We start from the raw sequence: 17,366 nt of genomic DNA, 5'->3' as shown, positions 1-17,366 counted from the left end.
CAGCTATAAATAAGGAGGCTATTGCCATGAATTTTATCGCTATGGACTTCGAGACAGCCAATCATCTCCCTTATAGTGCTTGTTCCTTAGCATTAGTAATGGTCCAAGACAGCAAAATTGTCGGCGAATATTATACATTGATTCAACCAGAGACTGAATTCTTTTGGCGCAATATTCAGATCCACGGGATTCATCCTGAAGACGTCGAAGATGCGCCTAAATTTCCTGAAGTTTGGCAGAAAATCCAACCTTACTTCCATCAAAATGGACTGATTGTTGCCCATAATGCAGCTTTTGATACAAAAGTTTTGGCCAGTTGCCTAGATTATTATCATATAGAGCAACCGCAGTATCTCTCGTTATGCACCGTCAGAACCAGTCGAAAATTATTTCCGGAAATGAAAAATCATCGGTTGAATACGGTATGCGCTGATTTAGATATCACTTTGGAAAATCACCATGATGCACTAGAAGATAGTCGTGCTTGTGCCGAAATTTTGTTGTATCAAGAAGCTCATTTTGGCGTCGAGCCACTGAAAAAACTGGTGACCATAAAGTAAGAAAGTCATTGATCAAAAAGGAAGTGTCTGAATGCTTTTTCTTAACTATACGCCTGAACTCAGCAATATTGATCTAGAAATTTACAAGTACGTGGCCACGCACATCGACCAAGTCGTCTATATGCGGATTCGTGACCTTGCGAAAAGTACCCACAGTAGTACCGCTAGTGTGCTGCGTTTCTGTAAAAAATTTGACTGCGAAGGCTTCTCTGAATTTAAGATTAAGCTTCAGCTCTATAAAGAATCTTTAACAGAGGAACACCCGATTCATGCAGTCGATGAGAGTGCCTTTATTAATTTTATCAACCGTACCAGTGAAACTAATTTCCAAGAAAAATTGCGAGCTGCTGCCGAACTGTTGTCTGAAAAAGAGTTAGTCATCTTTACTGGTTCAGGCTCATCGAATATTATCGCTGAATATGGGGTACTCTACTTTTCGTCTATCTTCAGCATGGCCTTTCGCATCGAAGATCCAGCCAACCACCCGATTGATTTTTTCAGTAAAAGCTTGGCTGAAAAAGTCTGTGTGATTGCCCTTTCGGTCAGTGGTGAGACCAAAGATATCGTCAATTACTTAAATCAATTTTTAGCCAATCGGAGCACGATTATTTCGATTACTAATAGCAGTAACTCAACAATTGCCAAATTATCTGATATTAATCTGGCCTACTATATTTCCACTGAAAAGAATGGGGACGCCGCTTTGACCTCACAAGTCCCTGCCCTTTACACGATTGAATATCTGGCAAAAGAAGTTCGTAAGATCAAATAAACTAACTAATAAAAGCAGATGAACCTTGATTTTTTATCATTTTTATTGTCTCTAAACATAAAAACGACTCTATGTTAAAAAGGAAAAATCCTCTTTAACATGGAGTCGTTTCTTTTATTTTATTCATTGATTACTAGTCAATCATCAGACTCATTAGTTGCACATCTAAAAATTGTCCATCGTCCAGCCTTGCGCCGCGCTGTAGGATTCCTTCTGTTTGAAAGCCAAATTTCTCGTACAGATGAACCGCTCGCTGATTACGCTGTTGAACGGTTAATTCTAAACGTCGGATAATTTGGCTCTCTTCGGACCAAAGAATCAGTTCGTCCATCAGTAGACTGCCCAAACCGATTCCCCAATATTCCTGCAAGATACTCAGTCCAACTTCGCCGATATGTGCCATTCGAAATTTACTCTCTGCACGAATGGAAGCAACGCCCACCATTTTTTCATCTACGAAGGCTACAAAAAGAACATTATTTGGGCTTTCGTAGAGTCGATCAAGCTGAAAAGCCAGTTCATATGCTTCAAGTGCCATTCCTTCCTCATCCATTACTAGAAAATCAGTCTCTGCTCCAATGATCTTCGTGACCGCTAATAATTCTTGGGCATCTTCAGGTATCGCTTCACGGATGGTCACATTGACTTCCTCACGCATGGCTACTCACCCAACTTTGTCGAATGCGGGCTTCAAGCGCCGCTGCTTGGGAACCAAACGCCGTCAACTCAATCGTCCGTTTTTCTGGATTCTTCTCATCTTTATGAATAACTAATTCCAAATAATCTTCAGGCAGTGCCTCATTTAAGAGGTTACCCCATTCAATCACAGATAAGCCATCACCCTCAAAATATTCGTCAAGACCAAGATCAGACGCGCCATATTCGACCCGATAGACATCCATATGATACAAAGGAATTCTTCCTTGTTGGTATTCTCTAATAATCGTATAGGTAGGACTCTTAATCAGCTGGTCAATCCCTAAGCCTCGTGCAATACCTTTAGTTAAGGTTGTTTTTCCGGCACCTAAATCACCCGTCAGCACTAGATTATCGCCTGGTTGAGCCACCTCGCCAATAATGAAGGCCAATTGTTCTGTTTGTGTTGGATTTTCGATTATAATGCTCACAACTCATCCCTACTTTCTTTTGTTAGTATACCTTGTGTAGGTTTATTTTTAAAGAAAAAGTCTGGCTAGCCACGATAAAATTAGGAATCGAACTATTTTTTACAAAAAAAAGAACAAGGAGAATCACTCCCTGCCCTTCTTAATTATTCTTCTAAAAAGAGTTTAGCTCATTAATGTTTGAGCTGCTGTAATAATTGAAAGTTTGTAGACATCTTCTTCATTTGCTCCACGAGACAAGTCAGAAACTGGTTTGTTCAAGCCTTGTAAGATTGGTCCAATTGCTTCGAAGTTACCTAAACGTTGTGCAATTTTGTAGCCAATGTTTCCTGATTGTAATTCTGGGAAGACAAAGACAGTTGCTTGACCAGCAACATCTGAACTAGGCGCTTTTAATTGCGCTACAGATGAAACGTATGAAGCATCAAATTGTAATTCGCCATCAATTTGATATTGAGGAGCCAATTGTTTAGCAATTTTTGTTGCTTCAACAACTTTATCCACTTCTGGTGCTTTAGCTGAACCTTTAGTTGAAAAGCTCATCATAGCAACTTTAGGTTCGATATCAAATAATTCAGCTGTTTTCGCAGAATCAACAGCGATTTCAGCTAATTCTTGCGCAGTTGGGTTCACGTTAATAGCACAATCAGAGAAGATATATTTTTCTTGATCGCGGCCACGAACCATAATCATCGCGCCACTTGTCCGGCTAATGCCAGGTTTTGTTTTGATGATTTGTAGCGCAGGACGCACAGTATCACCAGTTGAATGGATAGCACCACTCACCATACCGTCAGCAATACCCATATAAGTAAGCATTGTTCCAAAATAGTTAACATCTTTAAGCACTTTTTCAGCTTGTTCTTTTGTTGCTTTGCCATTACGACGTTCAACAAAGGCTTCAACCATTGCATCCCAACCGTCATAGTTTTCTGGATCGTAGATTGTGAATGATGAAGCTTTGATTCCACGCGCATGTGCTGACTTACGAATTTCATCCGGGTTACCAATTAAGATTGGTTCCATTAATTCTTCTGCTTTTAAACGAGCGGCTGCCCCTAAAATACGAGCATCAGTTGCTTCTGGAAAAACGATTTTAATGTTGCGACGTACAATTTTAAATTTAAGACTATCAAATAGTTCCAAGATAATAACCCTCCAAATTTAGTTTACTTATTCATCATACACTATCTTCAAAAAAAAGAACAGATTTTTAAGCTGTTTCATACAGAAAAGTCTAAAATTGTTAAAGTTTTCACATAATCTAGGTTCTGCACTATAACAGATATTTATCTGTTTAGTACAGGCGTTTCAGGTAGCTGCCACTGAATCGGTGTTTCTCCCAGTGCAATCAGAGCTTCATTGGTTTTAGAAAAAGGCTTCGAGCCAAAAAATCCTCGATAGGCAGACAATGGGCTTGGATGTGGCCCTTTGATTATGACATGTTTCGCTTCATCGATTAATTTCCCTTTTTCTTGAGCTGGTTTGCCCCACAAAATGAAAACAATTGGCTCCGTTCGTTCATTTAATTTTTCAATTATGGCAGTTGTCAGCTGTTCCCACCCTTTTCCACGATGCGAATAAGCTTGCCCTTCTCTGACTGTTAGTACAGTATTTAATAAGAGAACGCCTTGCTGTGCCCATGTAATTAAATTGCCATGTGATACAGGTTCTATTCCTAAATCTGTCTGTAATTCTTTGTAGATATTGACTAATGAAGGCGGCGTTTTTATTCCCGGTTGGACAGAAAATGATAAGCCATGTGCCTGGTCCGCTCCATGATATGGATCTTGCCCTAAGATAACTACCTTGACTTTTTCGTAGGGAGTCAATTCTAATGCTTCAAAAATGTGGGGTCTCGCTGGATGAATTTTCTGTGTTTGATATTCGTTATCTAAAAAATTGACTAACTCTTTGTAATACGGTTTGGCAAACTCATCTGCCAAAATTGTTTGCCAACTGTTATGAATCCATTTGGTCATTACTCTTCCTCCTGTTTTTTTAAGAATAGCGCAGATTTCTTTCCGTTACAAGTCTATTTCTGTTCATAATATTGACTAAAAATGTGGTAAAATAAAAGAGTAGAAAAGAAAGGATGGGTCAGTATATATGATTAAATTAATTGCTTCTGATATGGATGGAACTTTATTAGACGCCCATATGGGAATTTCAGAAGAGAATGCCGCAGCAATTCGTTTTGCGTTAGATCAAGGCATCGAATTTATGGTTTCCACTGGACGAAATTATCAGGAAGCTCGCTCTGCGCTTGATGAAGCAGGGATTAGTTGTGCAATGATTACGCTAAATGGCGCGCAAGTCTTTGATAAGGATGGAGTATCTTTGTTTACTGTCCCAATTGCTCGTGAGCAAATCGCGTTTATTTTAGATCGTTTAGACGCTCATGATATTTATTACGAAGTTTCGACAAATAAGGGCTTATATTCTGAAAGCCAAAGTCGCCGAATTGATAGCTTTGCAGCGATGATTGCCGACCACTTACCTCATCTTACGTACAAAATGGCGATCGCCATGGCTTCAGCCAATCTGGAATTATTACACATTAATTACGTGGATAGTATCCGTGAGCTATTGACAGACGATTCGTTGGAAGTTTTGAAAATTATCTGTGTGCATAGTGAGGGACCGAAAGTCTTAGGTCCGGTTGCTAGCGAGATTGATGCATTAGGTGATTTAGCTATTACCTCTTCCGGACAAAATAATATCGAGATTAATCATCGCTCAGCCCAAAAAGGTATCGCAGTGGCCCATGTTGCCACCGATCGTGGAATTGATTTAGCGGATGTGATGACAATCGGTGATAACTTTAATGATGTAAGTATGCTTCAAATGGCTGGTGTAAGTTTTGCTATGGGCAATGCCGAACTGGAAGTCAAAGAATATGCCAAATATGAAACAGATACAAATTTGGAAAATGGTGTCGGCAAAGCGATTATGCGCGCAATCGAAGAAGACCTGTAAAATGCTCTAGACCAGCGTAGAAATAAAAAGAGAGGGGGCTAACCGATGGCCGAATTTTTCATTCAAGAACGACAACTTAGTCGTGTAACACGAACGATTGTTAAAGATAGTCAAGGGAAATCACTCTTCCTTTTAGTCGGTCGCTGGGGCACGAAAGGCGATGCTCTCTCTTTGTATAAAATGAGTGGGGAGTTAGTCGCCAGTATCAAGCAAGTCAGTTTTACTTTTGGGACACGTTTTGAAATTTATCAAGGATTCGATAAAGTCGGCACGCTCAAGAAAATTTTTAATTGGCCAGGTGATTTTTATTATATTCGACAGCTTCACTGGACGGTTCAAGGCAATATCCATCAACATCAATACGCCATTCATCATTTTAATCGATTGGTGATGGAGATGGATAAGACCACGCTATTGACGGGTGATTATTATGTGCTGAACATCCCGATTGTTGAAGAAGCGCCTCTTTGCATCTGTATCGCAGCAATTATGGACTACTGGTTGTATAATCGTAAGAAAGATAAAATAAATTATCAACTGAACTTCACTACCCATTAAAATCCATGGTAATGACCACATTGTCTTACCTGATAGAAAAAAGACGGCCCAGTAGGATCCGTCTTTTTTGTGCTGTGTCTAGTTTTCGTTAACTTTTATTCTATCGTTAGCTCACTAGAAATATCTTTTTGCATATGGTCATACAGATGACCACTAATGGGAACTTCCCCAACCTTTTTGAAACCTTTTCGCGTATATAATCGGCGAGCGCCAGGATTAGCTTCGTCAACACTCAAGCCAATCACGGATTTACCATCACGTGCAGCGATCATCGGTAAGGCATCTAATAAATCCGAGCCAATCCCTTTGCCACGAAACTCCTCTGCTACACAAATTGTATCCAGATACCATTCATCAGGGAAAGTCTCAGGATCAGTAAATAGCTGACTCGTTTCGTCGAGCCCATGAGCCGCCAAAATTTTGGTCCATGGTGCATCAATTGTTGGCTCTTCTTCTGAAGTATAGCCAAAAGCCACGCCTGCAATCTTCCCTGCAACTTCTTTGACAATTCCTTTGGTATACCCATAACGATAAGTAGGATCAGCTATGGCTTCTGTCAGTAATTTAATGGTCAATGCTTCTCCATGCTGTGCCACAAAAGGCAATTCCATATCTTTTAAAATAACTAATATTAAGGGCGCTACAGCAGCCCCGTCTTCTTTTGTCATAAAGCGAATCATTCGTATTCCTCTCTTTCGCATCTATTCTATCATCCCCTATCACTCAATTCAAAGGGTTCAAAAATATTTTTCTCAAATCCTTGTTTGAGGCAACTTCTCTATGCAAAAAAATAAACAGATTACCTCTGAATCAGTCAGCCAATGACTAATGAAGACACGAGATAATCTGTTAACGCACGATTCAGTTGTTGCTCTTCGTAAAGTACCTACTAGCTACTACTAGCAATTCAGACGTATGATTAGTTCTGCTCAATGATTTTTGTCGAAACAAAGTAGCCATGACTGACCTTTTTTTCAGCAATTAAATCACAATACGGGCAAACTATCGCCATTTCCTTATCCGCGTGGCTAACTATATTAGTAATTTCTTCATAGCGAAACTTTTTCCCACAATGCGGACAAACTATTTTTTCCATCTGTATCCAACTCCCTATGATTGAATTCTTACACCTATAGATTACTCCTGTGAAGAAAAAATAGGAAATGATAGCCTCGAAAAAGAGCGAATTTATGGAATCAAATTCATTCTTTCAGCCTAAATCGAAGGCTCTATTATTCGACTAACACGCGTTTTTGCGCATGATTCTGCTTAATTGTCACTGTATAAGACGGCACAAGATGTTCCTTTTGTAAACGCCAAGCGACGACTTGATTATTGTGTCCTTGCAGACGATCCAACGCTTGCTTCATGGCTTCGTTTGGCATCGGCATGTGAGTTAGTTCAGCCAGCTTGATTTTTCTTTTTTGCTGACTCATTTTGACTAATTTTTGTTTTCTTTTGGTGATTTTCCCCGTATCTGGGTTAATATGTACAAGGGTTTCCCCATTTTCAAATATGTACGTATACTTTGGTTTATAAGATGTATTGGCTTCCTCCAAGGTATCAAAAGAAATGGCAGTACAGCTATCTATTTTTGTTTCCTTTTGATACAGTTGAATAGCCTTTTTTAAGTTAATTTTATAGTCTTGCTTACTGATATCTGCTAATTGATTCTTGACCCCAACTAAGCCATTCATTGCCCCCAACAAGAGAATGCCACCAAGCAGAATGACCAACCCTATTTTCTTCATGTCTTCTCTCCCCTTTCTTTTAGTATAACAAGAATTATGAAAAGAAAACATCAAATTTTTCTAAGATTTACTTACATTTTTGTCATGCAACGCCGTTATTCGTGCAATTCTAAGGGTAATCCGTCTGGGTCATGAAAGAACGTCATCTTTTTCCCAGTGAATGAATCAATCCTGACAGGCTCCGTTTCAATCCCTTGACTATTCAATTCTGCGATAACCTCTTCTATCACAGTTACCTTAAAAGCCAGATGTCTCAAACCACAAGCCTCAGGATAACTAGGGCGTTTAGGCGCTCCTTCAATGCCAAAAATTTCTAGCTCACAATCGCCTAACTTCAAGTCAAGCTTGTAATCATTTCTTTCAGGTCGATAATTTTCTCTAATAATCGCAAATCCTAGCTGATTGACATAAAAATCCTTTGACTTCTGATAATCCGAAACAATAATTGCTACATGATGAATCGTTTGTAATTGCACAATAACACTCCTTCAACTGATGATATTCCACTTATTTTTGTACTGCCTAATTAATTCACTAATTTCTTTGTACGCTATTCGTTTGAAAATGTCTAGGAAATTTGCTCATTTTTTCCCAGCTTATGTTCTTTAGCAAATTTATTTACTTTTCTTAAAGAGTGCGAGAAAATAAAGAGACATGAAAGGAAGCGTGGATTATGAATGAAGTACAACGTTTGACCGACTTAGTCAATCAATTTCGTGATGAACGAAATTGGCGACAATACCATAATGCCAAAGATTTAGCGATTTCCATCAATTTAGAAGCCTCCGAACTCCTGGAAGACTTTCAGTGGCGGACAAGTCAAGAAGGCGTCGAACAAAATTTTGAGAACATCAAAGAAGAAATAGCCGATATCCTGATTTACACACTGATGTTGACAACCGATTTGGAGATTGATGTGTCGCAGATTATCGAAGAAAAGTTGATTAAAAATGCCCAAAAATATCCAGCAGCAGCAAAACAATCCTTACCTGCTGCAACAGATAAGGACTGACACAACTGGTCAACTATGGACGAATGAGCAATAATTTTAACTAAGGGGGAAATTATGAAAAAGTTTGTGCGTTACCTATTGATGGTTATTGCCACAATTTTGTTAGTGGTGATTGGCTATGTTTCTTACGTTTTTCTCAGTTATTCACGAGCAGAGGACAATCTACCTCTGACTGTCACCGGTCAGGGCACCGAAGAAATTTTGCCAAATAATCCTTACATAATCGCGACCTATAATATTGGCTACGCTGCCTATAGTCCTGATTATAGTTTTTTCATGGATGGTGGTAAATATTCGCGAGGCTTCAGTGAGGCAGCAATTAAAGAAAACTTAACTGGGATTATCGATACCACTAAAGAAATCAATCCTGACTTTGCCTTCTTCCAAGAAGTCGATGAACAGGCAACTCGCTCGTATGGTGTCAATCAAGTAGATGCGTTAGAGAGATCTTTTGCTGATTATTCAAGTATTTATGGAGAAAATTATCGTTCGGCCTACCTTTTTTATCCAGTGACTGAACCCATCGGTCAATCAAAATCGGGCCTAGTCACAATCAGCAAAGGGAAGATTACGGAAAGTACTCGATACTCCTTGCCGATTGAGACAAACTTTAATAAATTCTTCGATTTAGATCGAGCCTTCACCGTTTCAGATGTACCTGTCGCAAATGGGCGCACATTAACCTTAATTAACGTCCATTTGTCAGCCTACACGAAGGATCCTAAAATTCAAAAAGCTCAAATTAAAAAATTAAGTGAAGCAATGTCACGCAGCTATCAGGCTGGCAATTATGTGATTGTCGGTGGCGATTATAATCACGCTTTACTGGAAGATAGCGAGACTGTCTTCAAAAATTCTGAGCAGTCATTTAGCTGGAATCAACCCTTCCCTAAAGACGAGTTACCAGAAGGCTTTTCGATTCCCGAGACAGGTCTAGCCGAAGCAGCTATTCCCTCGGTGCGCAATTTAGACGAAGACTATCAGAAAGGCCGGACCTTTGTCACGCTCATCGATGGTTTCATCGTATCGAATAATATTTCAGTTAAAGAAATTTCTGTGTTAGATAAAGGATTCCAGTATTCAGATCATAACCCTGTTCAATTAACCTTTGAATTGACGGAAGGCTCAGCCAAGTAAACCTATTCAAAATTAATAGCCGTGATGAAGTTCGAGAGCCAGTAAAGGCTGCCTCTAAAACTTTATCGCGGCTATTTGTGTGAATTCGTCATCTATAGATATCACGTAAATTCTTCATGGACGTTTGCCTGATAGATTCGTGTAACATTTTTTCCAACTAAATTAATGTGTGATAGCTCGTTGCTGCCAAAAATCCATCAAAGCTTCTGCCTCGATCCGTTTGACGAAAGCATCTTTGCCATCGCCGTATTGTTCAATATCATTGGGAAACTTCAGCGCTAACGCTTGCTTCAATTGCCCGTATTCCTGGGCTACTGTTGGATGGGCGACAAGATAGTCACGAAAACAAAGATGACGTAGGATTTCTTGGCTATTATCAAATTGGTAGGCATGGATATGGTGTGTCCGATGATCCCCACCCTTTCTAAAAAAACGGCGTTGCGGTAGCCCTAATTCGCCCATTGCTTCATACCCTAAACGCTCAAATAAGGCTGTTTGCTGATCCAGTAACTGGATTTCTCTCACCACTAGTAGAATATCAATGACAGGCTTGGCTTTTAAGCCGACAACAGAGGTGCTACCGATATGATAGATAGCCACTTCATTTCCCCGCACGATTTCTTTGACCTTTTCGGCTTCTTTTCGATACAGCTCTGGCCACTCTGGCGAATACTCTTCAACCGTGATATTTCTCATTTGTCCTCACTCTCCCTTGTCTGCTTAACGTAATCAGCAAGTAAATAATCAATCGACTGATCTGTTCCTCGTAACTCTTCCAATTGTTGAATAAGTGTTAAGGCTTTTCTTTGTGTTTTATTTAATGACTGCTCCTGTTGTTTTTCCATCAACCACACTGAGACCTCAGATCTCTGTTTTGATTCACTTACTTCTGCCGTCGTCGTCGATTCTTTTTCAGCTTGTTCGCGCTTCAGCACGCGCAATAAACCATTTCTTATAGGTCTCGGAATATGATAGAAAAAGGCTTCTTTTAGCCCGTATTGTAAGTAATTCTCTAGAATAATTGAATATATCTGTGGTTGAATCCATCGTCCTTGGGCTGTCTGAGAAAAATGCTGAATGGTTACTTCTGCGTTGACTCGTGATTGATTTTTCGTTTTTCTTAGCGTAACGAGTAAATCCCTATAGAAGCTTTCCGGCAACTTGTTGTGGGCACATTCTGCTGTCTTAATTGCCGACAAATCTTTTTGTAAAAAGGCCTGATAGGTTTCAATAAATGCTTTAGTATCTATCTCCACTGAAGTTTTCGTATTTTTAAAATCAACCTCAGTCAAATCAACAGTCTTTTTTTCTACGTTCGTTTGTTGATAAATAGCGGCAATTTCTTTTTCTAAAGCTTTGTAATCAGCCAAATAAATCGGAAAATCAGCTGCGCGAAATTCACTAACTCTCAGCATCAGCCGTTCATTTAATTTTCTGGGTTTCTTCAAACGATTATTATAGAGTAAGGCGTAGAGATATTTTTGCCATAGCTCCTCAGGAAATGGCGTGTTTTGCTGTTTTAGCCACAATAATTCATCCATCGCCAAATCGACTGTCGTCATACCTTGCGAGATTGAAGTAGCGACTCGTTCAGAAACATGCAGATGTTCAGCAAAATGTGATATCCCTAGCATCAAACGTTCCCCGGTCTTTTCTGATTTGACAATATATTGGACCTTTAACTCACGACCGCATTTACAGAAAAGTTTTTCTTGTCTTCGATTGGTTCTAAAAAATGGATTAACACGAAAATCCTCGAATACCCAATCGGTAGCCAACAAATAATTTTCTTCTAAAAATTGAGACTGGATTAAATAACGGCGATGTTGATTGATTAAGTCTCTTTGAACCTTCGTCAGACGCTCATATATTTCCCAGCGCTGTCCACTAGTATAGTGCTTAGAAATTTTTAGTGGGTAGCTCTTCTTACTCAATATTTCTGGGTACCACTCTTTCAGCGCTGCTGTCCATTCATCCATTCTGCCTCACCTCCAAACAAATATGCGAACACCAGTTTACCACAAATACACAAAAAAATGGATCAAAACTCACATTTTTGTGGGTCTGATCCATTTTTTATAGAATAAGCGAGGGATACTACCCACGCAAACACTTTTTAATTAGCGAACTTATTTACTCTAGATTGCGCCAAAATATTCGTTGATAATGGGCGAATAAAATGCCACCGATACCTAGAATAACTAATAAAATTGCCAAAGAAACAAGCAGCGATCCGCCCGTGGTGAACAGTAGGAAAACCGTTCCGCCAATGACTGACAGCCCAATAATGATGGTGCCAAAGATGGAAAGGACCATCATAAAGTTTCCACCACCTCGCGTAAATAATTGCGAGACACTTGTCCAATTCAACGAGAGTAGCCGGAAATCTCGATAAAAATAATACATCCCAGCAACAAAGCAGCCATATACGCAGCCTAGTATGGCAAAAATAATCAGCAGAATCGGCACTCGGCCAATCAGTCCCACAATCAGCGTGACTAGTCCTGTCAGAGTCGCTTGAATGGTAAAGGCAAATGTAAATTTTGCTTTCAAATAGTCTTTCATATTAATCGGTAAAGAGCGGACAAAATAGAAATTCTCTCTATCTAAAGAGATGATTAAGCTAATAATTGACGTTGAATTAACAGTAAATAAGGCTAAGAATAGGCCAATCAAAAAGGGAATAAGCCAAAATTCCAAGGGAATGGTTCCTAGCTCTAGCTCGCCAATCATCAGTGTTGGAAAGATGATAATGACTGGCATGATGAGTGAGGTCAGGACTTGTAGCAATAATGTTGGGTCTTTAATCAAGCTTAAGTTATAGCGGAATAGTTGCTTGGGTAACCCCTCGAAATTTCTTTTTTTGACTTGTTTAGCTTTTTTACTCTTCACAGTTGAATGATTCGTTTCTTCTGAAGCCAAGCGATAAAAGCTAGAAATGACGACCCTTTTCAAGAGGTAAGCTAGAGCTAGACAGGCAGCCATAATCACTAGTAAGCTGATCAATCCATTAATGGAAAAAAGGTTGGTCAAGACCGTGTGAAAAGGTAAAAAAGGATAAATAATCGTTTGATCGACTAATGTTCCTTGAAAAGCATCTGCTTGTTTTTGATTCAGATACATGATACCTGCCATCATCCCTAACATCGGAATAAACATTAGCAAAGTTGTCATGATACTTTTATGCTTGATAAAAACTTGTGTTTGCGTCAGTCCGGTCACAATCAAGGTGCTAATGCCACAACCCAAATAGAAAAATAATAGAAATAAAATGAGACTCAGAGGTAGTCCCACAAGTAGCGACTGGCTAGCTCGAATGGCGGTGAGGACAAACAAGACCAAGATTGGTAACATGAACGGTGCTAGCGTCAATCCAATAATCAAAAACTTAGCTAAAAAGACGTCTCTCTGCAAGAACGGCAAGGGTAAATAATCCTTTAAATCCTTACTATTATAGAAAATATTATAGATAATCGAGACTCCTTGAGCAAAGGTCATGACTAAAAATAAAGCAATATAAAAAGTAAAATAGCCTGGATATTTAGAAAAATCGAGGGCGAACATAATGCCCCCATAAATTACGGTAAAAATAACACTCATAAAGGCATATTGACTTAAGATACTACGATAAATTTTATTCCCCGTTTTCCCTTTTTTTCGCGACTGTTCAGTAGCTTGTGGATTAATATAAAGCAAATTTACTTTGAATAGATTAATTAATTGGCTTTTATTCATCGCGCTCTCCCCTAACTTCCCGGCTGCTCATCAGAATGGCGTCCGGTCATTCGTAGATAGATGGTTTCTAGCGATTCCCCTGGTGAAGTGGCTAGTAAATCATCCACCGTCCCATTATAAATGAGTTCGCCTTTTTTTAAGATAGCTAACTCATCACATAATTGTTGTGCTGTATCTAAATTGTGCGTAGAAAAGACAACGGTGTTTCCTTTTCTGGCATGCTCTTTCATCAACTCTTTCAAATCAAAAGCTGCTTGCGGATCTAACCCTTGCAAAGGCTCATCTAAAATCCAAATATCTGGATCAGATAACAATGCCCCAATCACAATAACTTTTTGACGCATCCCGTGAGAGAAGCTTTCCAACGTATTGTTTTCTTGACCCTGAATATCAAATAAACGTGTCAAATAAGCCACTTGTTTATTTTTTTGTTCCTCAGTTAAGTTATAGGCACTCGCCAATAAAATCCAATATTCATCCGCCGTCAGCTGTAAAAACATATCTGGCGTGTCAGGGACATAGCCAATTCTTTCTTTGATAGCCTGTCGATGCTCTGCTAAATTTTCACCATCGACAATAATTTCGCCGGCTGTCGGGTTAATGATACTGACAATACTCTTGATGGTCGTGGATTTACCCGCTCCATTGTGTCCGAGGAACCCAAAAATCGTGCCATTTTTGATGGTTAAATTCAACTCATCCAGTGCGACCTTGTCGCCATAAACTTTTCTTACCCGTTTTAATTCAATCATACCTTCACCTTCATTTCATTTTACTAAAAAACTCACTAACAAAAGTATACTACAGCTATCTAGGGAATAAAAATAAATTCAGATTTTTCTGAAGCTAAACTGCCGATAAGGTCCCCATTCAGCTACCGATTTAAATTGCCTCAAAAAGTCGTGACTGTAGTGAATTTAAATCGTGCATAACCTGGTTTAATAATTGTACCGACCAGATTTGAGACAACTAATGAATTTTATGAACAACTCCCTTGAAAAATTTAATCCTTGATTTATTTTTTTGGATGTGAAATAATAGCGTGGATTCAAAATAGTAGACTTAAATACTGTTCGCCGGAATAGTATTGTAAAAAGTCAGCCAAATTAACCGTAGGCTCTAATGGTTAGTTTGACTGACTTTTTTTGTTTGGGAGGGATTAGACATGCAAAAGAAATGGACAGAAAAAGAACGTAATGTGTTGGGATTAACACAACAGGAAGCTAAGATACGGCTGGAGGAATTTGGTGAAAATTCAATAGAACAAGGAGAAAGCAAACATTTTATTGATTATCTACTAGCCTCACTAAAAGACATCACAATTATAATTCTACTGATGGCCACAGTGCTTTCCAGCTATGTCGCTTGGCACAATCATCCGGATAATTTTTCCGAACCACTGGTCATATTTGGGATTGTGCTGTTGAATATTTACTTATCGATTCGCCAACAAAAAAAGGCAAAAAAATCGATGGATGAATTGAAAAGCTTTAGCATACCTGAGACAAAAGTTTTTCGCGATGGACGAGTGGAAATCGTAAAAAGTACGGAAGTGGTTCCAGGGGATCGTTTACTGCTCGAGTTAGGTGACCGTGTGTGCGCAGATGCTATGTTAGTAACTAGCAAAAATTTACTGATAGATGAATCATTTTTGACTGGAGAAAGTGAGCCCAGCGAAAAGGATCCTAATTATCAACCAACACCTCTCGATTCGATTGGTGATATGAAAAACAAAGTATTTTCAGGTTCCTTGGTACTCAACGGTCGCGCGGAAGCAATTGTTGAACGGACTGGCTTACAAACAGAAATAGGTAAAATTGCCGATTTATTGACTGAAGAAGCACCCACAGAAGCACCTTTACAAATCAGAATGCAGAAACTCGGAAAAAGTTTGGGTGCGGTAGCAATCGGTGCAGCATTTTTAGCAATTCTGATTGGAATCCTTCGAGGCTATCCGATAGAAACATCAATTATGACGGCTATTTCTATGGCAGTTGCAGCCATCCCAGAGGTTCTTCCTGTAGTTGTGACGATTTCTCTCTCATTTGGGATTCGAAACATGGCAAAAAAGAAGACAATCGTTCGAACACCCGCAGCAGTGGAAACCATTGGGAATGTCTCCGTCATCTGTTCTGATAAAACTGGAACCATCACCGAGAATAAAATGACCGTAAAAAAAATCGTGCCAATTGAAGAAAAAAAGCCACAAGCACAAGCCGATTTATTGCTCCATTTTTATTTGGCAAGTAGCTTAACCGAAGCGCACGGTGACTACGGAAATCCTACTGAATTAGCTATCAAAAAAGCGACCGAAGCTTATTTTGGAAAAGAGGTATTACAGAAAAAGTTAGCACAATACGAGCGTATAGATGAACTGCCATTTGATTCCAAGAGGAAGAAAATGACGGTCCTTTACAAACTTAAACAAAATGCCACCTACTTTTCTGTGACCAAAGGAGCCTATGATCGATTACCGATTAATTCTCCTCACTCTCAGCATCTCGCTTTACACGATGATTTAGCTAGCCAAGCCTATCGTGTTTTAGGTGTTGCCTTTAAAGAATATCCTGACTATCCTGAAGAAATAAGCAGTGATATTTTAGAATCAGATTTGCAATTTGAAGGCTTTATCGGGATTATCGATCCTGCCAGAAAAGAAAGTTATCAAGCAGTTGAAATTGCTAAACAAGCCGGGATTCGACCTATCATGATTACTGGCGATCACCTCTTGACTGCTAAAAAAATTGCTGGCGACGTCGGGATATTAGAGTCAGGGACCAAAGCCATGACCGGTTATGAGTTAGGCCAATTATCTGATGCACAATTGTCAGATATCATTCATGAGTATCGTGTCTTTGCTCGGACTACGCCAGAGGATAAAATCCGAATTGTCAAAGCTTTACAAGCCAATGGTGAAACGGTAGCCATGACGGGTGATGGTGTCAATGATGCGCCCGCCTTAAAAGCTGCCGATGTCGGGATAGCCATGGGCGGTGGCACAGAAGTTGCCAAAGAAGCTTCCGATATGGTTCTACTAGATGATAATTTTGCTACAATCATTGAAGCCGTCAAAGAAGGCCGACGTGTCTATGCGAATATCCGAAAATCACTCTACGCGATGCTGGGTTGTAATATTTCGGCACTCACCATTGTTTTAATTTCATTGTTATTGGGCATGGGTGCGCCCGTCACAGCAATTCAATTGTTACTCATCAAAGTTGTTGCTGATGGGATTCCTGGATTCAGTCTTTCTGTAGAACCAGCTGAAAAAGACGTGATGCTGAATCAACCAGTTAATCGAAAATCGAGCATTTTTGATAATGGTTTATTAAAGAAAATTATTGAAATTTCGCTAGTATTTACAATAGTCACTCTAGCTACCATTTACGTGGGTTCGTCAGTTACGCTTCAAAATGTTCAACCAACGAGCGACTTATCCAACACAATGACCTTTGTGGTTCTTGGCTTATCCACAATCGTTCATATGTATAATTGCAGAAGCTCTGAGTCAATCTTCGAGTTAGGGCTGACGGGAAATAAATTATTGCTTACAACCACAGCTTTTGGTACGTTTGTCATCTTTTTACTTGTGCTTATCCCACAAACGGCTGCTGTATTAGGTTTGACGGCTCTTCACTTTTCTCATTGGCTGTTTGTTATTGTTATATCTCTCGTGCCATTAATCTATATTGAGTGTAAGAAAAAACTCAAGCTTTTTTGAGTCACAGATGCTCGATT

Annotated in this window: 19 protein-coding genes; 7 read left to right on the top strand and 12 right to left on the bottom strand. The window is 39.4% G+C overall.

The window, feature by feature from the left end; translation table 11 throughout:
• Window positions 1-26: 26 nt before the first annotated feature.
• Both BAU15_RS13335 and BAU15_RS13330 read left to right on the top strand, forming a co-directional pair.
• On the top strand, window positions 27-560 hold the full coding sequence (locus BAU15_RS13335; protein ID WP_161843229.1) for a 3'-5' exonuclease: 534 nt from the start codon (window positions 27-29) through the stop codon (window positions 558-560).
• 31 nt (window positions 561-591) lie between these two features.
• The gene (locus BAU15_RS13330; RefSeq protein WP_161843228.1) at window positions 592-1,332 is read left to right on the top strand and encodes a MurR/RpiR family transcriptional regulator; all 741 of its coding nucleotides are present in this window, start codon (window positions 592-594) and stop codon (window positions 1,330-1,332) included.
• Between the two features lie 133 nt (window positions 1,333-1,465).
• Here BAU15_RS13330 and BAU15_RS13325 read toward each other — a convergent pair whose 3' ends face one another.
• From BAU15_RS13325 to BAU15_RS13310, 4 genes are all read right to left on the bottom strand, one after another.
• Window positions 1,466-1,990, bottom strand: coding sequence for a GNAT family N-acetyltransferase (locus BAU15_RS13325; RefSeq protein ID WP_161843227.1), 525 nt, complete (start codon window positions 1,988-1,990; stop codon window positions 1,466-1,468).
• Complete coding sequence (gene tsaE / locus BAU15_RS13320; protein WP_161843226.1) at window positions 1,983-2,459, bottom strand: tRNA (adenosine(37)-N6)-threonylcarbamoyltransferase complex ATPase subunit type 1 TsaE; 477 nt, start codon at window positions 2,457-2,459, stop codon at window positions 1,983-1,985. Before tsaE ends, BAU15_RS13325 begins: the two co-directional genes overlap by 8 nt.
• 162 nt (window positions 2,460-2,621) lie before the next feature.
• Entirely contained in the window at window positions 2,622-3,602 is a 981-nt protein-coding gene (pta, locus tag BAU15_RS13315; RefSeq protein WP_161843225.1) for a phosphate acetyltransferase, read from the bottom strand.
• A gap of 143 nt (window positions 3,603-3,745) precedes the next feature.
• On the bottom strand, window positions 3,746-4,438 hold the full coding sequence (locus BAU15_RS13310; RefSeq protein WP_161843224.1) for a uracil-DNA glycosylase: 693 nt from the start codon (window positions 4,436-4,438) through the stop codon (window positions 3,746-3,748).
• 127 nt (window positions 4,439-4,565) lie between these two features.
• On the opposite strand from BAU15_RS13310, the gene BAU15_RS13305 reads away from it, so the two are divergent.
• Window positions 4,566-5,435: a Cof-type HAD-IIB family hydrolase gene (locus BAU15_RS13305; protein ID WP_161843223.1), complete on the top strand. Its 870-nt coding sequence runs from the start codon at window positions 4,566-4,568 to the stop codon at window positions 5,433-5,435.
• Window positions 5,436-5,480: 45 nt separating this feature from the next.
• Complete coding sequence (locus BAU15_RS13300) at window positions 5,481-5,993, top strand: LURP-one-related/scramblase family protein (RefSeq protein WP_161843222.1); 513 nt, start codon at window positions 5,481-5,483, stop codon at window positions 5,991-5,993.
• A 95-nt stretch (window positions 5,994-6,088) separates the two neighbouring features.
• On the opposite strand, the gene BAU15_RS13295 is transcribed toward BAU15_RS13300, so the two are convergent.
• From BAU15_RS13295 to gloA2, 4 genes are all read right to left on the bottom strand, one after another.
• Entirely contained in the window at window positions 6,089-6,673 is a 585-nt protein-coding gene (locus BAU15_RS13295; RefSeq protein ID WP_161843221.1) for a GNAT family N-acetyltransferase, read from the bottom strand.
• 239 nt (window positions 6,674-6,912) lie between these two features.
• On the bottom strand, window positions 6,913-7,089 hold the full coding sequence (locus BAU15_RS15625) for a hypothetical protein (RefSeq protein WP_202622742.1): 177 nt from the start codon (window positions 7,087-7,089) through the stop codon (window positions 6,913-6,915).
• Window positions 7,090-7,225: 136 nt separating this feature from the next.
• On the bottom strand, window positions 7,226-7,744 hold the full coding sequence (locus BAU15_RS13290; RefSeq protein WP_161843220.1) for a hypothetical protein: 519 nt from the start codon (window positions 7,742-7,744) through the stop codon (window positions 7,226-7,228).
• A gap of 95 nt (window positions 7,745-7,839) precedes the next feature.
• The gene (gloA2, locus tag BAU15_RS13285) at window positions 7,840-8,220 is read right to left on the bottom strand and encodes an SMU1112c/YaeR family gloxylase I-like metalloprotein (protein WP_161843219.1); all 381 of its coding nucleotides are present in this window, start codon (window positions 8,218-8,220) and stop codon (window positions 7,840-7,842) included.
• 197 nt (window positions 8,221-8,417) lie between these two features.
• Between gloA2 and BAU15_RS13280 the strand changes: the two genes are divergently transcribed.
• Window positions 8,418-8,756, top strand: coding sequence for a nucleotide pyrophosphohydrolase (locus BAU15_RS13280; RefSeq protein ID WP_161843218.1), 339 nt, complete (start codon window positions 8,418-8,420; stop codon window positions 8,754-8,756).
• 54 nt (window positions 8,757-8,810) lie between these two features.
• Window positions 8,811-9,893 carry an endonuclease/exonuclease/phosphatase family protein gene (locus tag BAU15_RS13275; RefSeq protein WP_161843217.1) on the top strand — a complete coding sequence of 361 codons (1,083 nt, stop codon included), beginning with the start codon at window positions 8,811-8,813 and terminating at the stop codon, window positions 9,891-9,893.
• A 162-nt stretch (window positions 9,894-10,055) separates the two neighbouring features.
• Here the strand turns inward: BAU15_RS13275 and BAU15_RS13270 are convergent, their stop codons facing one another.
• The 4 genes from BAU15_RS13270 to BAU15_RS13255 form a co-directional block, all read right to left on the bottom strand.
• Entirely contained in the window at window positions 10,056-10,589 is a 534-nt protein-coding gene (locus tag BAU15_RS13270) for a GrpB family protein (protein WP_161843216.1), read from the bottom strand.
• The gene (locus BAU15_RS13265) at window positions 10,586-11,872 is read right to left on the bottom strand and encodes a hypothetical protein (RefSeq protein WP_161843215.1); all 1,287 of its coding nucleotides are present in this window, start codon (window positions 11,870-11,872) and stop codon (window positions 10,586-10,588) included. Before BAU15_RS13265 ends, BAU15_RS13270 begins: the two co-directional genes overlap by 4 nt.
• A gap of 154 nt (window positions 11,873-12,026) precedes the next feature.
• On the bottom strand, window positions 12,027-13,628 hold the full coding sequence (locus tag BAU15_RS13260) for an ABC transporter (RefSeq protein ID WP_161843214.1): 1,602 nt from the start codon (window positions 13,626-13,628) through the stop codon (window positions 12,027-12,029).
• A gap of 11 nt (window positions 13,629-13,639) precedes the next feature.
• Window positions 13,640-14,380: an ABC transporter ATP-binding protein gene (locus BAU15_RS13255; RefSeq protein ID WP_161843213.1), complete on the bottom strand. Its 741-nt coding sequence runs from the start codon at window positions 14,378-14,380 to the stop codon at window positions 13,640-13,642.
• Between the two features lie 413 nt (window positions 14,381-14,793).
• On the opposite strand from BAU15_RS13255, the gene BAU15_RS13250 reads away from it, so the two are divergent.
• Window positions 14,794-17,349, top strand: coding sequence for a cation-translocating P-type ATPase (locus BAU15_RS13250; protein ID WP_161843212.1), 2,556 nt, complete (start codon window positions 14,794-14,796; stop codon window positions 17,347-17,349).
• Window positions 17,350-17,366 lie beyond the last annotated feature (17 nt).

The organism is Candidatus Enterococcus huntleyi, from assembly GCF_009933175.1.
GTDB classification, from domain to species: domain Bacteria; phylum Bacillota; class Bacilli; order Lactobacillales; family Enterococcaceae; genus Enterococcus_K; species Enterococcus_K huntleyi.
This window is presented reverse-complemented; position numbering and strand designations above follow the sequence as displayed.